This is a genomic window from Pseudarthrobacter sp. AL07, from assembly GCF_029960665.1.
Lineage (GTDB): Bacteria > Actinomycetota > Actinomycetes > Actinomycetales > Micrococcaceae > Arthrobacter.
Window position 1 is genome coordinate 1 of sequence record NZ_JASBRB010000008.1, and the last position, 17,643, is coordinate 17,643.

Genomic DNA, 17,643 nt, shown 5'->3' on the forward strand with positions numbered 1-17,643 from the left:
CGTTTTGGTCTGGGCAAGCTCATCCGGTTTCATGCCTCGAAAATTAACAGGATCGGTCAGGGATTAAAAGCCGCCACGCCGACCTAACTAAGTACTATTAGATGCCCGCAGCGATGGCCGGGCAGAGGTTTGCATGAAGGCGATTAGAGTCCGATGCCTCTCGGCGTCTTTCGCGCTGTCGATGATCATGACCGGGATGGCTGGCCTTACCGCTTCGACGGCGGCGCGGGTTCGGCGCTGTCACCTGAGGACGTGCACCGCGCCGTCGTCCCTGCGGGCGGCAATGACCGGTTCCATAACGCCCTATTCCTTCATGCTGTCCACGAGGCCGGCGGAAAGGGTTGCGTCCTTGCGGACGTTAACATCAACGGTCAGCGTGAACAGGTCGAGCATTCGAGGGTTATAGGACAAAACGTGTGTAAATCCCGGGCATGTCATGACCGTCCTGCCCAGCCTTTCCGGTGCCAGAGGCCTTCGTCGGCGCTGAGCCTGGTGATGTAGTGCTCCGGACCGGGGCCGGCTCCGTTGGTGCTGCGGTTTCGGTCTTGGATGGGTGGTGGTGGTGGTGGGTTTCGATGAGCTTTGGCGGGCGGCGCCGGTTGTTCGCCGTGCAGGTAGTGCTACCATTCGATCGCCCGTTTCTGGTATTCCTCTCCCATGCCCAGTGTGCCCTGAGCTGGGCGTTCGTTCCGCCTTCGGTCTTGCTCGTCGTCGAGGCGATGTCCAGACCGACGTACTCGCCGCCCAGGTACTTGAAGGGCGTTCCGGCCTGGCCGAGGCGTTCCAGGAGCCGGTGGGCCTTGAGGAGCATGTCGTGCGTCTACCACCAGGACTCGTTCGCCCGCACCCATCCCGGGACCGTGGCGTTGGGGCTGCGGCAGGCATTCCAGTCAACGCGGTCGCTCCTGGCACCGTTGCCACGGCGATGACACGCGAGCTGCTCGCTTCAGAACAAGGTCGCGCGATGTTCGACGCTGCCCCTTTTCTCCGCTTCAAAGGCCCCACGCCAACTGCCGCACCCCGCGTAGAGGGGGTGCGGTTCTTCGTTGTCCTGAGAAAATTGATCCAGCCGGAGGGGTGGACGCGTGTTGGCAACCGGTCATGCCTGCGCTCGTTGCTGGAGTCCTGCCCAGGGCGCGCAACACGCCTGGTCTCTGGAGTCTTCACAGCGATTCCACCTCCCTTCATCCCTTACATGGTCCGAACGGCCGACAGCCACATGACCGGAATGAGTAGTCCTCCTGCAGAAGGCCTTAAGGCCCCTGACGGAACGGGGGTAAGGGCAGGAATCGACCGGCCATGAAGTCACCGCAGGCAGAGACACGGACCGCCCGTCCGCATCCCCTGAGCTGGCAGGGGATCGCGCCGATGCATCCGACTTCCTCGTCCCCGGCCCCATAAAAGTAGCCTTAACGAAGACCGTCCGTCAGGCAAATCTAAGATTAACGGTTCTCAATCTACGGGAATCAGTTGTCCACTTTTCTCATTCTGACTCATTCTGAATCCATGAATGAATCACGCATCGACTTGGTCGTCACCGGACTGGTGCAGGACGGCCCCGAGTGGATCCGCAAGGACATCCACGTCCTCAAAGGCAGGATCCACACCATCGCCGATACCGGCACCCGCGTGGAGGCAGCCCGCCGCATCGACGTCAAGGACGCCTACGTCCTCCCCGGAATGGTGGATGCCCACGTGCACTCCCTGTCCCACCCGGGTGAAGGAATCGCTGCCTCCACACGCTCCGCCGCAGCCGGAGGCGTGACCACGATCGTCGAAATGCCCTTCGACCTCACCGGCCCCATCAATTCCACGGAACGCTTCAACGTCAAGCGCGAGCTCGCCGAGAACGAGGCGTTCGTCGACGTCGCACTGATGGGGACGCTGGCGCCCGAAGGAGGCTGGCGTTCCGCCGAGGCCCTCGCCGAAGCCGGCGCTGTCGGTTTCAAAGTTTCACTCTTCGACACTGACAAGGACCGTTTCCCGCGCATCACCGACGCCGAGTTGCGCAATGTCATGGCAGCAACCGCCGGAGCGGGCCGCACTGTCGCGGTACACGCGGAAAACAACGAAATCGTCCAGGCAATGCTCGCAGTCGAACGGGAGCTCAATCCCTTCGACCCGAAGGCCCACGTACGCAGTCGCCCGCCCGTCAGCGAAACCCTCGGCGTCCTGACCGCCCTCGAGGTGGCGCACGAACAGAACGCCCGCCTGCACCTGTGCCATCTCAGTCTGCCGCGTTCGGTGGATCTGGTTCAGTGGTACAAAACACAGGGCCTCGATGTCACGTTGGAGACCTGCCCGCATTACCTGACATTCACCGAGGATGACCATGACGCCCAGCGTGGCCGGCTGAAGATCAACCCGCCCCTGCGTAAGAGCATCGACCGCGAGGGGATGTGGGAGCGGATAGTTTCCGGATCCATCGACGTGGTTTCCTCGGACCATGCTCCGTGGCCCACGGACTACAAGGACCATGAGGGCATCTTCGCCAACCATTCTGGCGCCCCGGGTGTCCAGACTTCCATGGCCATCACACTCTCGGGTTCGCTGTCCCGTGGCAAGGAAGACTTTAACGCCGCAGTCCGCAGCCTCACGGAGTCGCCCGCACAGCGTTTCGGCCTTGGTGACACCAAGGGGCGTATCGCTGTTGGCTATGACGCTGACTTCGCGGTCTTCGACCCCGACTCCGGGTGGGACATTGATGCCGGGGACATGTATTCGAACGCAGGTTGGACGCCGTATCAGGGCATGAAGACCAGTGGTCGGGTGACCACGACCATCTCCCGCGGTACCGTCGTTTGGGATGGCAATGAACTGCTCGGCGGGCGGGGACGGGGAGAAGTTGTCGGTGCTGTGTCCTGAGCCAGCCCGCACCCCTGACCGAAAGGCGCCCAGGTGAGTTTGACCTCGCTGCAGCGAGGATTGGAAATGCTCACCAAGGTGACCCAGCTTGGTCCCATGCGGGTGGACGAAATCGCGGTCGCCCTGGACATGCCAAAATCCACGGCCTACCGCTACGTGAAAATGTTCAAGGACGCCAATTTCCTGTATGAGATCGACGGCGTCTACTCGGCCGGGCTGATGATCTCAAGCCGGGACGAACAGAGCGAAAAGCAGCACATTGTGGAGATGGCCGCTCCGGCCATGAAGGAACTGCGGGAGCTCACGGACGAGACAGTCATTCTCACGGTCCGCGTGCAGGCGGCCGCACTGTGCCTGGAACGGCTGCCCGCCGGCCGGACCAACATGCTCTCCTTCTACCGCGGATCCGTGCGGCCGCTTTACGCGGGCGCGAGTGCCACGGCACTGCTGGCCTATGCTCCTGCGGACGTCATTGAATCAGTCCGAAAGGGAACCATGCGCAGGTTTACAGGCCTGACGCCCTCTCCGGAGCGTTTGGGTCAGATACTGCCAGCCATCCGCTCCAACGGCTATGCCGTCAGTGAAGGTGAAGTCGATCCTTTCATGGTGGGCGTGGCTGCGCCGGTGTTCCGCCACGGGCACTGCATCTGCGTGTTGTCGGTGGCCGGAAAACAGAGCTCCCTCCAGGGTCAAAAGCTCGACGACGTGGTGCAGCAAGTGCGTGGTGCCGCGGACAAGCTGGGCCCGGCCCTCGAATCCGACGCCGGCAGCGGCGCCTGGATGACTGAAGAAGGCTGGTAGGCGCGTGGATCACCCCTACTTACCATCCGCTTTGACTACAGAATTGGAAGAAAAATGACTGAAACTCAAGTCAATGTCCTGGTGCCGGATACGGACCGGATGTGGGCCGACATCATGGAGCTTTCCTGCATGGTGGATGACCGAAGCCCCGGATGGTCCCGCGAAGTCTTCTCCGAGCCGTACAAGGCATCCCGGCAGTGGACCCTCAAGCGCATGCTCGACGCCGGTCTGGAAGCGTCCATTGACGCGGCCGGCAATATCGTGGGCCGCCTGTCAGGCACGAACCCCAGCGCCCCGGCGATCATCACGGGCTCCCACACCGACACCGTTCACTCGGGCGGCCGCTTCGACGGAATCGTCGGGGTCATGGGCGCGATCGAGGCAGCTCGCTTGCTTCAGGAATCCGGAACCCGGCTCACTAGCGACCTGGTGGTGGTCGACTTCCTGGGCGAGGAAGCCAACCCCTTTGGCGTCAGCTGCATCGGGTCCCGGGCGATCGCGGGAGTTTTGGACCCGGCGCACCTCGAACGACAGGATGAGGACGGCGTTTCCATGGGGGCTGCCATGGCCAAATTCGGGCTTGACCCGGCCGCCGCCGTCGCCATGGCCTGGAAGCCGCGAGACGTGAAGTCCTACATTGAACTCCACGTCGAGCAGGGTCCGATGCTGGAAAACGCCGGAACCGAGATCGGTGTCGTCACATCGATCGCCGGCATCGAGCGGCTCATGGCCGTGTTCACCGGCCGGGCAGACCACGCAGGCACCACGCCGATGAACCAACGTGCAGACGCCCTCATCGCCGCTGCTGAAGCGATCCTGACGGTCGAGCGTGTCGGCTGCGGAGCGCCCGTCCACGGCGTCACCACCACAGGCAAGATTGCCACGGGCCAGGGCGCCTTCAATGTTGTTCCGGATTCGTCCACGATCTGGGCAGAGATCCGGAGTATTGATCCAAGCTGGCTAAGCGGTGCACGACGCCGGATCGCCGACCAGATTGCCGAGGACGCTGCCAAACGCGGCGTGGAAGTCGCTATCGACCTCCTAAATGATCAGGATCCCGTCCCCGCGTCCAAGTCGATGCAAGACACGGTCGCCCGGGCGGCCGATTCGCTTGGGCTGAGCTGGGCGGCTGTGCCTAGCGGTGCCGGCCACGACGCCGCACATATGGCGCATCTTGGCCCCATGGGCATGATTTTTGTCCCGTCCAAGGGCGGCAGAAGCCACTGCCCGGACGAATGGACCGACAAACTGCATCTTGGCTCCGGCGTACAGGTGCTGGCCTCAACGTTGCTCCAGCTGGATAACGCCTAACCGGAGCCAGCCTCCGCCGGCACCCTCACTCTTCAATCCAAACAATCACCCAAGAAGGTATCCCCATGACAACAATCCCGCCGTCGACGATGGAGTCGCAGGACAAAGAACTGGCGGTGAAGCGCCGCGGCGCACTCCGCGGAGGCATCTTCGGCTATTACGTCGACCAGTTCGACATCTTCCTGCCGATTATTACGTTGGCGCCTGCCATGAGCTACTTCAATGGAGCCGGCGCGTCTGCCGAGAACGTCGCGCTTTTCAGCTCGCTGATCTTCATCTCAACCCTCGTTGCCCGCCCTCTGGGCGCGGCAATCTTCGGACATTTCGCCGACAAGACCGGCCGCCGTCTCACCACGCTGATCGCCATCGGCGGCTTCGGCGTTGCCACCCTGCTGATGGCATTGCTCCCCGGTTTCGCAACGATGGGCCATTTCGGCTTGTATGCCCTCATCATTCTGCGATTCATCGGCGGCTTCTTCCTGGGCGGCGAATATTCGATCGCGATCCCCCTTGCGATGGAATGGTCGCCGAAAGAACGCCGCGGCCCCCTGAGCGGGATGATTACGTCCATGGCGTCCATCGCCAACGTGACGCTCGCCCTGATTACTTTCGGCCTCCTCTCGATCATGCCCGCTGCCGGACCGGATTCTGCATACGCCGTGTGGGGCTGGCGCGTCCCCTTTATTGGCGGCGCCCTCCTTGCGTTCGCACTGTTCTTCTATTACCGCAACAACGTCCATGACACTCCGAACTTTGAAACCTCGGAAAAGGCCGAGAACCCGTTCAAGGCCCTGTTCAAGGGTGTCCACCGCCGCAGCCTGATCCAGATCTTCATCCTCATGACCGGAATGTGGATCCTGAGCAACCTCAGCAACGCGGTACTCACAGGCCGCCTCAAGGCGGACGCGCATATTCCCGACCAGACTGTCAGCCTCATCATGTCGATCGCTCCGTTGATCACGGCCGGCTGTTTCATCGCTTCGGGTTTTATCTCGCAGAAGGTGGGCCGCCGTACGTTCTATCGCTGGTACGCCGTGCTGATCACTTTGGTTGCACCGGCTATGTATGTCCTTGCGATGACCGTGGGCAACAGCAACGTTATGCTGACTGCCGTACTCGCCGTCCTGGTACAGGTGACCAGCCTGTGCGTCTTCGCCCCCGTGGGGGCATACCTGAGCGAACGCTTCCCCTCCAGTATCCGGGCCAGTGGATACGGAGTGGGCTACAGCTTGGCCGTCATCCTGCCCGCGTTCTACGAGTTCTACATCAAAGCGCTGGGCAACATCATGCCGGACAGGTTCGCCGTGGCCTCCCTGATCTGCCTTGCAGGAGTACTTGTCTGGATCGGCGCCACGATGGGTCCGGAGACCAAGGACGTCAACCTGGCGGACGACGCAAGCTTCACCGTCTGATTTCATCTTGACCGAGGGCGGGAGTGGCGGGAGATTCTCGCTGGTCCCGCCTTCAGCATGTGCATCGCAAGCAATGGACACACCTCGCGAATGTGGACTGGGCACCCCAAGGAGGCAGTGCAGCTTCGCAGCACCCGTGGCCTGGCACCGCCCCGGCGCACCATCAGCACAACGCTCGACGACCGGCTCACCGCAGCGTTCCCTACGCTATTCAATCCCAACGTTTGTGGGACCGAAGCGCCGGACAGCCGTGAACGTGGCAAGCACGAATGAGCCCGCACACGCTTCGACGTCATTCTCACACAGGACGAAGTCTGAACTCGCAGAAAGTCCGTATTTTGTGGTGTCGCAAAGCCGTATTCAGAACTGGCACGACCGAACGAGATAAACGACCTGCCACGCATCGTCGAGGCCTGGCCTCTCTTGAGAACTCCGAAAATGCGGCCTCGTATGGTGTCATGACACTGCTCTTTCGGGGTGTCATGACACTGCTCTTTCGGGGTGTCATGACACCCTGTAGACTTGGCAGTGAAGATCAAACCCCCTGATAGACGGGAGCGCGTCATGTCGGCAGGGACGCCTCGGCACACGATCCGCGTCAGTGATGACTTGTGGAACGAAGCCCACCGCAAAGCAGCGTGGGAAGGTACGTCCGTGTCCGAACTCATCCGTACCCGGCTCCGCGATTATGTCTTGGCCCCGGTCGAGCACCGGCACACCATCGCGGACTCCCTCGTGTACCTGGTCCCGTACGCTTTCGAGGACCTTCAAGGACCCGTCGTCGGAACAGTGGAACTCCCGCTCCATCTGGACTGGGGACCAGAACGAACGTACAACGTGGACGATGACGGCAGCTGCTCAGTTTTGTACCAACTCACCCTTCAAAATTCCGGGTCCATCGAGGAAATCTGCCGCATCGTCCAGGCAGCACGGCTGAGCGCCCTGTGGCCGACCATGATTCTTCCTGCACGGTGCAGGCACCTCTGGGAAACATCCTTTCCCGCACTCCCCGTCTTCCACGAAGCCAAGGAACATCACTCGTGGACGACTCTCAGCGCGTAGCAGCAAAGCTCGCCCTTGCCGTTCTGGCAGCTGATGGCTTCGTCCTCGCCGGCGGTCAAGCCCTGTTTGAACACGGCATCACCCAGCGCCCCTCAGAGGATATCGACCTCTTCGCCCTGCACCGCCGCCACACACCGGCAACCTTCGCCGCCTCGGTACAGAAGATGACAGACGCGCTCGAAGATTCCGGATACACGGTCGAGATCACCCGACAGTACGACGGGTTCGCCAGCGTCACCGTCGGACATGACCAGGAAGCCGTCGTCATCGATCTTGGCCTGGACTGGTGGGAGAACTCACCCGCCATCATCGATATCGGACCGATACTCTCTCTGAAGGATTCGGTAGCATCCAAGCTGCTGGCCGTCTACGGCCGGGGGTACGCCCGCGACTACCTCGACGCCTACTCCATCATCTCCAGCAGACGCTTCACGCACCAGGAGCTCATCAGGCTCTGCCAACGTCGAGACCCGCACCTGGACCTGCCACTGTTGGCCGCATCCATCACCAGGCACCGGGCCCTCCCCACCACAGAATTCATCAAATACGGCCTGCCGCCCAGTGAACTCCCCACGCTCAGTTCCACGCTCCTCAGCTTCGCCGAGACAATTCACAAAGCCGCCCAAACCCCCAGCGCAGCGCATAACGCCCCCGACCTCCTCGGACCGGGAAACGCAGAGCCCGGCCCGGAACTGCTCTAACCCTGGCCGATTCCTGCCGCCAGCGCGGATGAACCCGGGTGCTTCTTCAAGCTGATCCATGCCTGACCTTTCAGGTTTCACCCGCACCCGGACGGTGTCTGACCGGCCACTCCGTCTCCGGCGTCACGGACTCCCTGATCAAACACTTCGAACCCCAACCCGCCGGCACCGCCCGCCGACAGACGCGACCTCGGCGACCAAGAATGGACCAGCACCCGGTTCGACGTCATCCTCGCACCGCTGAGGCCTAAAGTTGCCAGAGAGCCGGGGTGTGCACATTGCGCACACCCCGTTCTTGGTCAAGCACCCAGGTGTGGACACTGTCCACACCCTTTTGGACGGACATTCGGCCCGAATCCCACCCTTCGGGTCGACAGATAGAGGCTAATCGAGGAGAAAATCCTCAAGAACTTTCCCTTTAGTCATGTCCACTCCACAACGCCGGGACATGAACAAGTGAAGGCCAACCACGGCCATCAAAAAGGTTAGAAAGGAGACCCCATTACCCCCCGATCCCAGCAGCGGAGCGCCCACCAGCCAGAGCCCTGAACCCGCCACCCACACAACTTCACAGGCCACCGCGGCGCCAGGCACAGACCGCGGCCAGTGTCAGAGGGACCCGCGGAGGGTCAATGTCAACACATTAAAAGCAAAACCCCCTCTGACGAGGGGGAATGCGTGCCCGAGGTGGGACTCGAACCCACACACCTTTCGATACCGCATTTTGAGTGCGGCGCGTCTGCCAATTCCGCCACTCGGGCGCGGAATACGTTGTGCAAACCGGTACGCCCACAGCTGATTGTGAGCAACGCGATCGCTTCACGTACGCGGAATCACTCTACATGCAGATAGGCTGAATTCCAGAATCGCGCCGCTGACGCCGCAATAGACCATGCAGATCAAAGTACGGCCAAGGGCGCACCTAAGATGGTGATGTCCTCGCCGTACATTTCCAAGGAGATCCCGTGACTGAACAAACGGAGTCAAAACCCACGTCCCAGCCGGCGCGCCGCGTCATTGTGGCCGAGGATGAAACCCTCATTCGACTCGACATCATCGAGATCCTGCGCGGCGAAGGCTATGACGTGGTAGGCGAAGCCGACAACGGCGAGAAGGCCGTGCAACTGGCCGAGGAACTCAAGCCGGACCTCGTCCTGATGGACGTCAAGATGCCCATTATGGATGGCATCACCGCGGCCGAGAAGATCGTCAAGGCCCGCATCGCCCCCGTAGTGCTGTTGACTGCTTTCAGCCAGAAGGAACTCGTGGAGCGCGCCCGCGACGCTGGCGCCATGGCCTACGTGGTCAAGCCCTTCACCCCGGCAGACCTCATTCCTGCCCTGGAAATCGCGCTCTCCCGCCACGAGGAAATCAAGGCCCTCGAAAGCGAAGTGTCTGACCTGCAGGAGCAGTTCGCCACGCGCAAGCTCGTCGAGCGTGCCAAGAGCCTGCTGACCACCAAGATGGGCCTGACGGAGCCGGAAGCATTCCGCTGGATCCAGAAGACCTCCATGGACCGCCGCCTCAGCATGCGCGAGGTTGCCGAGACCATCATCAACCAGGTGAACTAAGCCACTAAGCACATAAAAGGAAGGACCCCTGCCAGCCGGCAGGGGTCCTTCCTTTTAGGCTGCTATGCCGTCGGCCACGGCCCGAGCTTCTCCCTGGGTGCGCCAGCCTCGCCGCCGAGACGCGAGGAGTCGGCCAAGTCGCCCACCTTGTGCGCCTTCAGCGAATTGGTGGAGCCTGCCTTTCCGGGAGGGGACCCGGCGGCAATGATCACGAGGTCACCGTCCTCGACGAGCTTCATTTCGAGCAGGCTGCGGTCAACCTGCGCGGTCATCTCGTCGGTGTGGCCCACCATGGGGACCAGCACCGGCTGGATGCCCCAGGTCAGTGCCAGCTGGTTCCACACGTGCTCCACCGGGGTGAAAGCGAACACCGGCCGGATAGGACGCAGGCGTGAGAGGCGGCGTGCGGAATCCCCGGACTGGGTGAAAGTACAGATGTACTTTGCTTCCAGCTGGTCGGCGATTTCGACGGCGGCCCGCGTGATGGCCCCACCACGGGTCTTTGGCTTGGTGCCAAGCGGCGGAACGCGTTCCAGGCCGTGCACCTCGGTGGATTCAATAATCCTGGCCATGACCTTGACGGTTTCGATCGGGTACTTGCCCACGCTGGTCTCGCCAGACAGCATGACGGCGTCCGCACCGTCGAGCACGGCGTTGGCGCAGTCCGAAGCTTCTGCGCGGGTGGGGCGCGGGTTGTCGATCATCGATTCGAGGACCTGCGTGGCCACGATGACCGGCTTCGCCCAGCGGCGAGCCAGTTCGATGGCGCGCTTCTGCACGATTGGCACTTCCTCCAGCGGAAGTTCCACTCCGAGGTCGCCACGGGCCACCATGATGGCGTCAAAGGCGTCGATGATCTCGTGGAGCTGCTCCACTGCCTGCGGCTTTTCGATCTTGGCGATGACCGGCACACGGCGGCCTTCTTCGTCCATGATCTCGTGCACGCGGACGATGTCCGAGGCGTCACGGACGAACGACAAGGCAATCAGGTCAACACCGCGGCGCATGGCCCAGCGGAGATCGTCCTCGTCCTTTTCGCTCAGTGCCGGCACGTTGACCGCAACGCCGGGAAGGTTAATGCCCTTGTTGTTGGACACCATTCCGCCGACGGTGACGACGGTGACAACCTTGACGGCGTCGACCTCGGTCGCCCGCAGGGCCACCTTGCCATCGTCGATCAGCAGCGCATCCCCCACGTTGACGTCCTCGGTGAGGCTCTTCAGCGTGGTGGAGCAGATGTCCTTGGTGCCAGGAACGTCTTCGGTGGTGATGGTGAAGATGTCACCCTCCGCCAGGGCATGGGGTCCGTCCACAAAGCGTCCAAGACGGATCTTCGGGCCCTGGAGGTCAGCCATGACTGCCACAGGCTTGCTCAGCTGGGCTGCTGCCTTCCGGACATTCTCGTACGTGTGGTCGTGCACGGCGTAGTCACCGTGACTCATGTTCATCCGGGCAACATCCACACCGGCTTCCAACACCGCGAGCGTGTTCTCAAAGCTGGCAATTGCCGGGCCGAAAGTGGCCACAATCTTAGCGCGTCTCATATACCTACCCTAGTAGTGTCCTGCATTGGTTAAGTTGTTGTGGAGGTTAATCCCCGGCGAACTGACTGGTATCAGAGAACCGTGATGGCCCGGTCTGTCGGAGCCACCGGCGCTGGCAGAATGGTGCTGCCCATGAGGAAATTGTCCACGGCGGCGGCGCAGGCACGGCCTTCGGCGATGGCCCACACTATGAGCGACTGCCCGCGGCCGGCATCACCGGCAACGAAGATTCCCTCCGTGTTGGTCATGTAGTACCCGTCGCGGGTCACGTTGCCGCGCCCGTCGAACTCGGCGCTGACCTGCTCGGTGATGCCCGCAGGCTCCGCTCCGGTGAAGCCCAGCGACAGGAACACCAGGTCCGCCGGGATGATCCGGTCGGTGCCCGCTTTGGGGAGCCGCTTGCCGTCAACGAATTCCGTTTCTGCAACCTTGACGCCGGTGAGCTTGCCGTTCTCTCCGACAAACTCCACGGTGGAGGCGAGGTACGTGCGTTCGCCGCCCTCCTCATGTGCGCTGGCCATTTCGAACAGGGTGGGGAACGTGGGCCAGGGCTGGTGCCCGGCACGATCCGCCGGTGGCTGCTTGCCGATGGCCAGGGTGGTCACCGATGCGGCTCCATGGCGATGCGCAGTACCGAGGCAGTCAGCACCGGTATCACCACCGCCCAGGATCACCACGTGCTTGCCCTTCGCGTGGATCTGGTTCTCCACCGTCTCCCCCGCGACAACACGGTTGGCCGGCACCAGGTAATCCATGGCGAAGTGCACGCCTTCAAAGTCACGGCCCGGGATGGGCAGGTCCCGCGGGACGGTAGCGCCAGTGGCAACCACGACGGCGTCGTAGCGGCGTCGCAGCTGCTCCCACGTCACGTCGGTGCCTACAGCGACGCCGGTGCGGAAACGCGTCCCTTCGGCCTTCATCTGCTCAACGCGGCGGTCCACCTGCTCCTTCTCCATCTTGAAGTCGGGGATGCCGTAGCGGAGGAGGCCGCCAATCTTGTCGTCACGCTCGTACACGGCAACGGTGTGCCCCACCCGGGTCAGCTGCTGCGCAACGGCCAGGCCGGCAGGGCCGGAGCCGACGACGGCAACGGTCTTTCCGGTCAGGCGCGTCGGAGGCAGCGGGTTGACCCAGCCGTTTTCGAACGCTTCGTCGATGATGGAGACTTCAACCTGCTTGATGGTCACCGCAGGCTGGTTGATCCCCAGCACGCAGGACGCCTCACACGGTGCAGGGCAAAGCCGGCCGGTCCACTCGGGGAAGTTGTTGGTGGCGTGCAGCCGCTCAATCGCTTCCTCGCCCTTGTCCCGCCAGGTGAGGTCGTTCCACTCGGGGATCAGGTTGCCCAGCGGGCAGCCCTGGTGGCAGAAAGGCACGCCGCAGTCCATGCAGCGTCCGGCCTGGGCCTTCAGGACACCCTTTTCCTGCGCCTCGTAGACTTCCTTCCAGTCCATGATGCGGACCGGAACGGGGCGGCGCGGCTGGGTTTCACGCTGGCGTACTTTAAGAAATCCGCGTGGATCAGCCACCGGTTACCTCCAGGATTCGAGCCCATACTTCTTCGCCATCGGGGTCAAGGCCCTCTTCGATGGCGTCCAGTCGGGTTTGCTGGACTGCCGCGTAATCGCGCGGCAGCACTTTGGTAATGCGGGCAGCCGTGTCGTCGAAGTTCTCCAGCAACCGTGCCGCGTGGAGCGATTCCGTTTCCTCGACATGCTTCACCAGCAGACCGTGGACAATGTCCCGGTCTTCGGCGTCGAGTTCAACGAGCTGGAGTTCGCCGGACTGCAGCGCGTCCTTGTTGACCTGAGTGGTCTGCAGGTCCAGCACATAGGCCGTGCCGCCGGACATGCCGGCGCCGAAGTTACGGCCGGTGCGGCCGATGATCAGCGTCTGCCCGCCGGTCATGTACTCGCAGCCGTGGTCACCGATGCCTTCAACAACGGCGGTGGCTCCGGAGTTGCGGACCAGGAAACGCTCGCCCACCTGGCCGCGCAGGAACATCTCGCCGCTGGTGGCGCCGTAGCCGATCACGTTGCCGGCAATGACGTTACTTTCGGCCTTGAACACGTTGGTGCGGTCCGGCCGGACGATGATTCGTCCGCCGGAAAGGCCCTTGCCCACGTAGTCGTTCGAGTCACCGAAGAGACGCAGCGTGATGCCAGCGGGCAGGAAGGCACCCAGCGACTGTCCCGCGGTACCGGTCAGGGTGATGTCGATGGTGTCCGTCGCCAGCACGTCCGTGCTGAACGTCTTGGTCACGGTGTGGCCCAGCATCGTGCCTACCGAGCGGTCCGTGTTGATCACGTCCACCGCGATCTTCACCGGGCTGCGGTCGGTCAGCGCCTCCGTAGCCATGGTGATCAGCCGCTGGTCAAAGTGCTTGTCCAGCTCGTGGTTCTGAGAGGTCATGTTCCGCAGCGGAGCGTCGTCGTCGAACTCGAGCCCGTGCAGGATCGGGTCCAGGTCCAGGCCGTCAGCCTTCCAGTGGTTGACCGCTTCGCGGGCGTCCAGCACCTCGGCGTGGCCGATCGCCTCCTCGATGCTCCGGAAGCCGAGTTCCGCGAGGATCTCGCGGACTTCCTCGGCCAGGAATTCGAAGAAGTTGACCACAAATTCGGGCTTGCCGGTGAAACGGGCCCGAAGTTCAGGGTTCTGTGTCGCGACGCCCACCGGGCAGGTGTCCAGGTGGCAGACGCGCATCATGATGCAGCCTTCCACCACCAGCGGGGCGGTGGCGAAACCGAACTCCTCGCCGCCGAGCAGCGCGGCGATTACAACGTCGCGGCCGGTCTTGAGCTGTCCGTCCACCTGGACCACCACGCGGTCCCGCAGGCCATTGAGCATCAGCGTCTGCTGCGTCTCAGCGAGCCCCAGCTCCCACGGAACACCCGCATGTTTCAGCGAGTTCAGTGGGGACGCGCCGGTTCCGCCGTCGTGGCCGGAGACGAGTACGACGTCGGCCTTCGCTTTGGTGACACCCGATGCCACAGTGCCGATCCCCACTTCGGAGACGAGCTTGACGTGCACACGGGCCGAGGGGTTGGCGCGCTTCGCATCGTAGATGAGCTGCGCGAGGTCCTCGATCGAGTAGATGTCGTGGTGCGGCGGCGGCGAAATCAGGCCGACGCCGGGTGTCGAGTGGCGTGTCCGGGCAACCCAGGGGTAGACCTTTTGCGCCATCAGCTGGCCGCCTTCGCCGGGCTTGGCACCCTGGGCCATCTTGATCTGGATGTCATCAGCGTTGGTCAGGTACAGGCTGGTGACGCCGAACCGGCCCGACGCGATCTGCTTGACGGCAGAGCGGCGCTTCGGGTCGAGCAAGCGGTCCACGTCCTCGCCGCCTTCACCGGTGTTGGACTTGCCGCCCAACTGGTTCATGGCGATCGCGAGGGTCTCGTGGGCTTCCTTGGAAATGGACCCGTAGCTCATGGCGCCGGTGGAGAAGCGCTTCACAACGCTGGAGACGGGCTCCACTTCCTCCAATGGGACCGCAGGACGGTCGTTCTTGAACTTGAGCAGCCCGCGCAGGGTCATCAGGTTCTCGGACTGGTCATCCACGCCCTTTGTGTAGGCCTTGAAAATGTCATAGCGGCGCTCACGCGTGGCGTGCTGGAGCCGGAAGACGGTCTCCGGGTTGAACAGGTGCGGCTCGCCGTCGCGGCGCCACTGGTATTCGCCGCCGCCCAGGAGCGGGCGGTGCGGCATTTCGATGCCGCCTTCGGGGTAGGCCATCTGGTGCCGCGCCGAAACCTCGGCGGCGATGACATCCAGGCCCACGCCGCCCAGCTGGGAATGCGTGCCGGCGAAGAACTCGTCCACCAGTTCCTGTCCGAGGCCCAGGGCCTCGAACGTCTGCGCGCCGGTGTAGGACGCAACCGTGGAAATGCCCATCTTGGACATGATCTTCAGGACGCCCTTACCGAGGCCCTTGATCAGGTTGTAGACGCCGTCCTGCGGCGTGACCCCAACAACGTCACCGGCGGTGATGAGCTGCTCCACTGACTCCATGGCCAGGTACGGGTTCACGGCAGAGGCACCGTAGCCGATCAGGACAGCCACGTGGTGCGTCTCGCGGACGTCGCCGGCCTCGACTACCAGCGCGGTCTTCGTGCGGTTGGCGCTGCGCAGCAGGTGGTGGTGCACGGCGCTGACCAGCAGCAGCGAAGGAATCGGGGCCCACTGCGCGTTCGAGTCACGGTCGGACAGCACAACGTACTGCACGCCGCGGTTGATCGCACCGGACACCTGCTCGCAGATCTCGGTGAGCCGGGCACGCAGCGCGTTCTCGCCGCCTTCGGGGCGGTAAAGGCCGCGGACCTTCATGGCTACCCGGTCGCCGTCGGGCGTTTCGATGTTTGCGATCTTAGCGAGCTGGTCGTTGTTGATCACCGGGAACGGCAACATGACCTGCGGCTGGCGGACCTGCTTGGTATCCAGCAGGTTGCCGTTCGGGCCAATGGCGCACGTCAGCGACGTGACCAGCTCTTCCCGGATGGCATCCAGCGGTGGGTTGGTGACCTGCGCGAAGGACTGCACAAAGTAGTCGAACAGCAGCCGGGGACGCTTGGACAGCACCGCAATCGGGGTGTCCGAACCCATGGCACCCAGCGGCTCGGCGCCGGTGCGGGCCATCGGGCCGAGCAGGATCTTGAGCTCTTCGGTGGTGTACCCGAAGGTCCGCTGGCGGATGTTGACGGACGCGGCGGTATGGACCACGTGCTCGCGCTCGGGGAGGTCCTTGAGGTCAATCAGGTTGTCCTTGACCCACTCGGACCACGGGTTCGCGGCAGCGACCTCGGCCTTGACCTCTTCGTCGTCGATGATACGGCCGGCCTCGGTGTCCACCAGGAACATCTTGCCCGGGGAAACCCGGCCCTTTTTGACCACCTTGGAAGGTTCGACGTCGATCACGCCCACCTCGGAGGCGAAGATGATCAGCCCATCTTCGGTGATCCAGTAACGTCCGGGGCGCAGTCCGTTGCGGTCCAGGGTGGCGCCGACGAGGTTGCCGTCGGTAAAGGAGACGGCCGCGGGGCCGTCCCACGGCTCCATCAGCAGGGAGTGGTACTCGTAGAACGCACGCCGTGCCGGATCCATGGTGGCGTGGTTTTCCCAGGCCTCGGGGATCATCATCATGATCGAGTGCGTGATGGGGCGGCCGGAGAGCCAGAGCAGCTCAGCGACTTCGTCGAAGGACGCGGAGTCTGATGCACCAGGGGTGCAGATGGGGTACAGCTCTTCCGGGGAGTCACCCAGCAGCGGGTTCGCGAGCTGGGACTGGCGTGCGCGCATCCAGTTCCGGTTGCCCTTGACGGTGTTGATTTCACCGTTGTGGGCGATGGTCCGGAACGGCTGGGCCAGCGGCCACGACGGGAACGTATTGGTGGAGAAACGCGAGTGGACGATTGCCAGCTTGGTCTTGAAACGTTTGTCGGAAAGGTCCGGGTAGAACGGCTCCAGCTGGGCCGTAGTGAGCATTCCCTTGTAGACGATGGTCCGCGAGGACAGCGACGGGAAGTACACGCCGAACTTGTTCTGGGCGCGCTTGCGGATGCGCCAGGCGCGTGAGTCCAGCTCGTTGCGGTCCAGTTCCTCGCCGGTTGCCGAGGCCAGGAAGGGCTGTGAGAAGTAGGGCATGCAGGCGCGGGCCATGGCGCCCACGAGGTCAGCGACGATCGGCACTTCGCGCCAGCCGAGCACGGTCAGGCCTTCATCGGAGGCAAGGCCTTCAATGCCGGCCTTGGCGGCGTCGGCTTCTCGCTGCTCGGCAGGGAGGAAGGCGGTACCGGCCACGAACTGTCCCGGCGCGGGGAGTTCGAATTCTGTGACGGCGCGGAAGAACTCGTCCGGGATCTGCATCAGCAAGCCGGCGCCGTCACCAGTTCCCTCGTCGGCACCCACAGCTCCACGGTGCTCCAGGTTGCGGAGCGCGGTCAGCGCGGCGTCGACAATGTCGTAGCCGGGCTCGCCGCGGAGCGTGGCGATGATCGCCAGGCCGCATGCGTCTTTTTCGTTCTCTGGGTTGTATAGACCCCGGGCCTCGGGCAGCGCCGCGAAGCGCTTGAACGGCGACATGGCAGCCTCAGGCTGGTCCGGTTCGGACCAGCTGGGAGTGTGAAGAGTTTGACTCATGGGAGACGTCCTTCCTCCTGATCGTGCGTATGGAAGGGACACCGTTGGCCCCACTCGTCAGCGCCTCCGTGATGGGCACAACAAAGTGTTATTTACAGGAAATTGTAGGCCAGACCGGCCTGCTGACTGAACAGTTACGCAGGCCCCCGGCCCGGGCTTGACCGGCCAGCTGCTGTCTGCTGAACGGATGGGCCCTGTTGCCACGACGCTGTGGTGTGTGGGCGCTCCGAGTGTTGACTCT

At 63.0% G+C, this 17,643-nt stretch carries 12 protein-coding genes, 1 tRNA gene and 1 pseudogene; 8 read left to right on the top strand and 6 right to left on the bottom strand.

What is annotated here, in order from left to right; translation table 11 throughout:
- Positions 1 to 156: 156 nt before the first annotated feature.
- Together QK290_RS09130 and QK290_RS09135 are read right to left on the bottom strand one after the other, a co-directional pair.
- A pseudogene (locus QK290_RS09130) lies at positions 157 to 393 on the bottom strand (ParB N-terminal domain-containing protein); the annotation flags it as partial.
- A 7-nt stretch (positions 394 to 400) separates the two neighbouring features.
- Positions 401 to 811: a hypothetical protein gene (locus QK290_RS09135; RefSeq protein ID WP_282330459.1), complete on the bottom strand. Its 411-nt coding sequence runs from the start codon at positions 809 to 811 to the stop codon at positions 401 to 403.
- A 695-nt stretch (positions 812 to 1,506) separates the two neighbouring features.
- Between QK290_RS09135 and QK290_RS09145 the strand changes: the two genes are divergently transcribed.
- The 7 genes from QK290_RS09145 to QK290_RS09175 all read left to right on the top strand — a co-directional run bounded on the left by QK290_RS09145 (position 1,507) and on the right by QK290_RS09175 (position 8,152).
- Complete coding sequence (locus tag QK290_RS09145; RefSeq protein ID WP_282330368.1) at positions 1,507 to 2,865, top strand: amidohydrolase family protein; 1,359 nt, start codon at positions 1,507 to 1,509, stop codon at positions 2,863 to 2,865.
- 33 nt (positions 2,866 to 2,898) lie between these two features.
- Complete coding sequence (locus tag QK290_RS09150; RefSeq protein WP_282330369.1) at positions 2,899 to 3,666, top strand: IclR family transcriptional regulator; 768 nt, start codon at positions 2,899 to 2,901, stop codon at positions 3,664 to 3,666.
- A 54-nt stretch (positions 3,667 to 3,720) separates the two neighbouring features.
- Positions 3,721 to 4,977 (top strand): M20 family metallo-hydrolase, encoded by a 1,257-nt coding sequence (locus QK290_RS09155; RefSeq protein WP_282330370.1) that lies wholly within the window; start codon positions 3,721 to 3,723, stop codon positions 4,975 to 4,977.
- A gap of 65 nt (positions 4,978 to 5,042) precedes the next feature.
- The gene (locus QK290_RS09160) at positions 5,043 to 6,389 is read left to right on the top strand and encodes an MFS transporter (protein WP_282330371.1); all 1,347 of its coding nucleotides are present in this window, start codon (positions 5,043 to 5,045) and stop codon (positions 6,387 to 6,389) included.
- A gap of 117 nt (positions 6,390 to 6,506) precedes the next feature.
- On the top strand, positions 6,507 to 6,662 hold the full coding sequence (locus QK290_RS09165; protein ID WP_282330372.1) for a hypothetical protein: 156 nt from the start codon (positions 6,507 to 6,509) through the stop codon (positions 6,660 to 6,662).
- 381 nt (positions 6,663 to 7,043) lie between these two features.
- Entirely contained in the window at positions 7,044 to 7,451 is a 408-nt protein-coding gene (locus QK290_RS09170; RefSeq protein ID WP_282330373.1) for a hypothetical protein, read from the top strand.
- Positions 7,430 to 8,152, top strand: a complete 723-nt coding sequence (locus tag QK290_RS09175) for a nucleotidyl transferase AbiEii/AbiGii toxin family protein (RefSeq protein WP_282330374.1) — start codon at positions 7,430 to 7,432, stop codon at positions 8,150 to 8,152. The genes QK290_RS09170 and QK290_RS09175 overlap by 22 nt, the downstream gene beginning before the upstream one ends.
- A 679-nt stretch (positions 8,153 to 8,831) precedes the next feature.
- On the opposite strand, the gene QK290_RS09180 is transcribed toward QK290_RS09175, so the two are convergent.
- A tRNA-Leu gene (locus tag QK290_RS09180) sits at positions 8,832 to 8,913 on the bottom strand.
- A 204-nt stretch (positions 8,914 to 9,117) separates the two neighbouring features.
- On the opposite strand from QK290_RS09180, the gene QK290_RS09185 reads away from it, so the two are divergent.
- The gene (locus QK290_RS09185; RefSeq protein ID WP_056345656.1) at positions 9,118 to 9,723 is read left to right on the top strand and encodes a response regulator; all 606 of its coding nucleotides are present in this window, start codon (positions 9,118 to 9,120) and stop codon (positions 9,721 to 9,723) included.
- A 62-nt stretch (positions 9,724 to 9,785) separates the two neighbouring features.
- Here the strand turns inward: QK290_RS09185 and pyk are convergent, their stop codons facing one another.
- From pyk to gltB, 3 genes are all read right to left on the bottom strand, one after another.
- Positions 9,786 to 11,267 (bottom strand): pyruvate kinase, encoded by a 1,482-nt coding sequence (gene pyk / locus QK290_RS09190; protein ID WP_282330375.1) that lies wholly within the window; start codon positions 11,265 to 11,267, stop codon positions 9,786 to 9,788.
- 71 nt (positions 11,268 to 11,338) lie between these two features.
- Positions 11,339 to 12,796: a glutamate synthase subunit beta gene (locus tag QK290_RS09195; RefSeq protein ID WP_282330376.1), complete on the bottom strand. Its 1,458-nt coding sequence runs from the start codon at positions 12,794 to 12,796 to the stop codon at positions 11,339 to 11,341.
- Positions 12,789 to 17,402 carry a glutamate synthase large subunit gene (gene gltB / locus QK290_RS09200; RefSeq protein ID WP_282330377.1) on the bottom strand — a complete coding sequence of 1,538 codons (4,614 nt, stop codon included), beginning with the start codon at positions 17,400 to 17,402 and terminating at the stop codon, positions 12,789 to 12,791. Before gltB ends, QK290_RS09195 begins: the two co-directional genes overlap by 8 nt.
- Positions 17,403 to 17,643 lie beyond the last annotated feature (241 nt).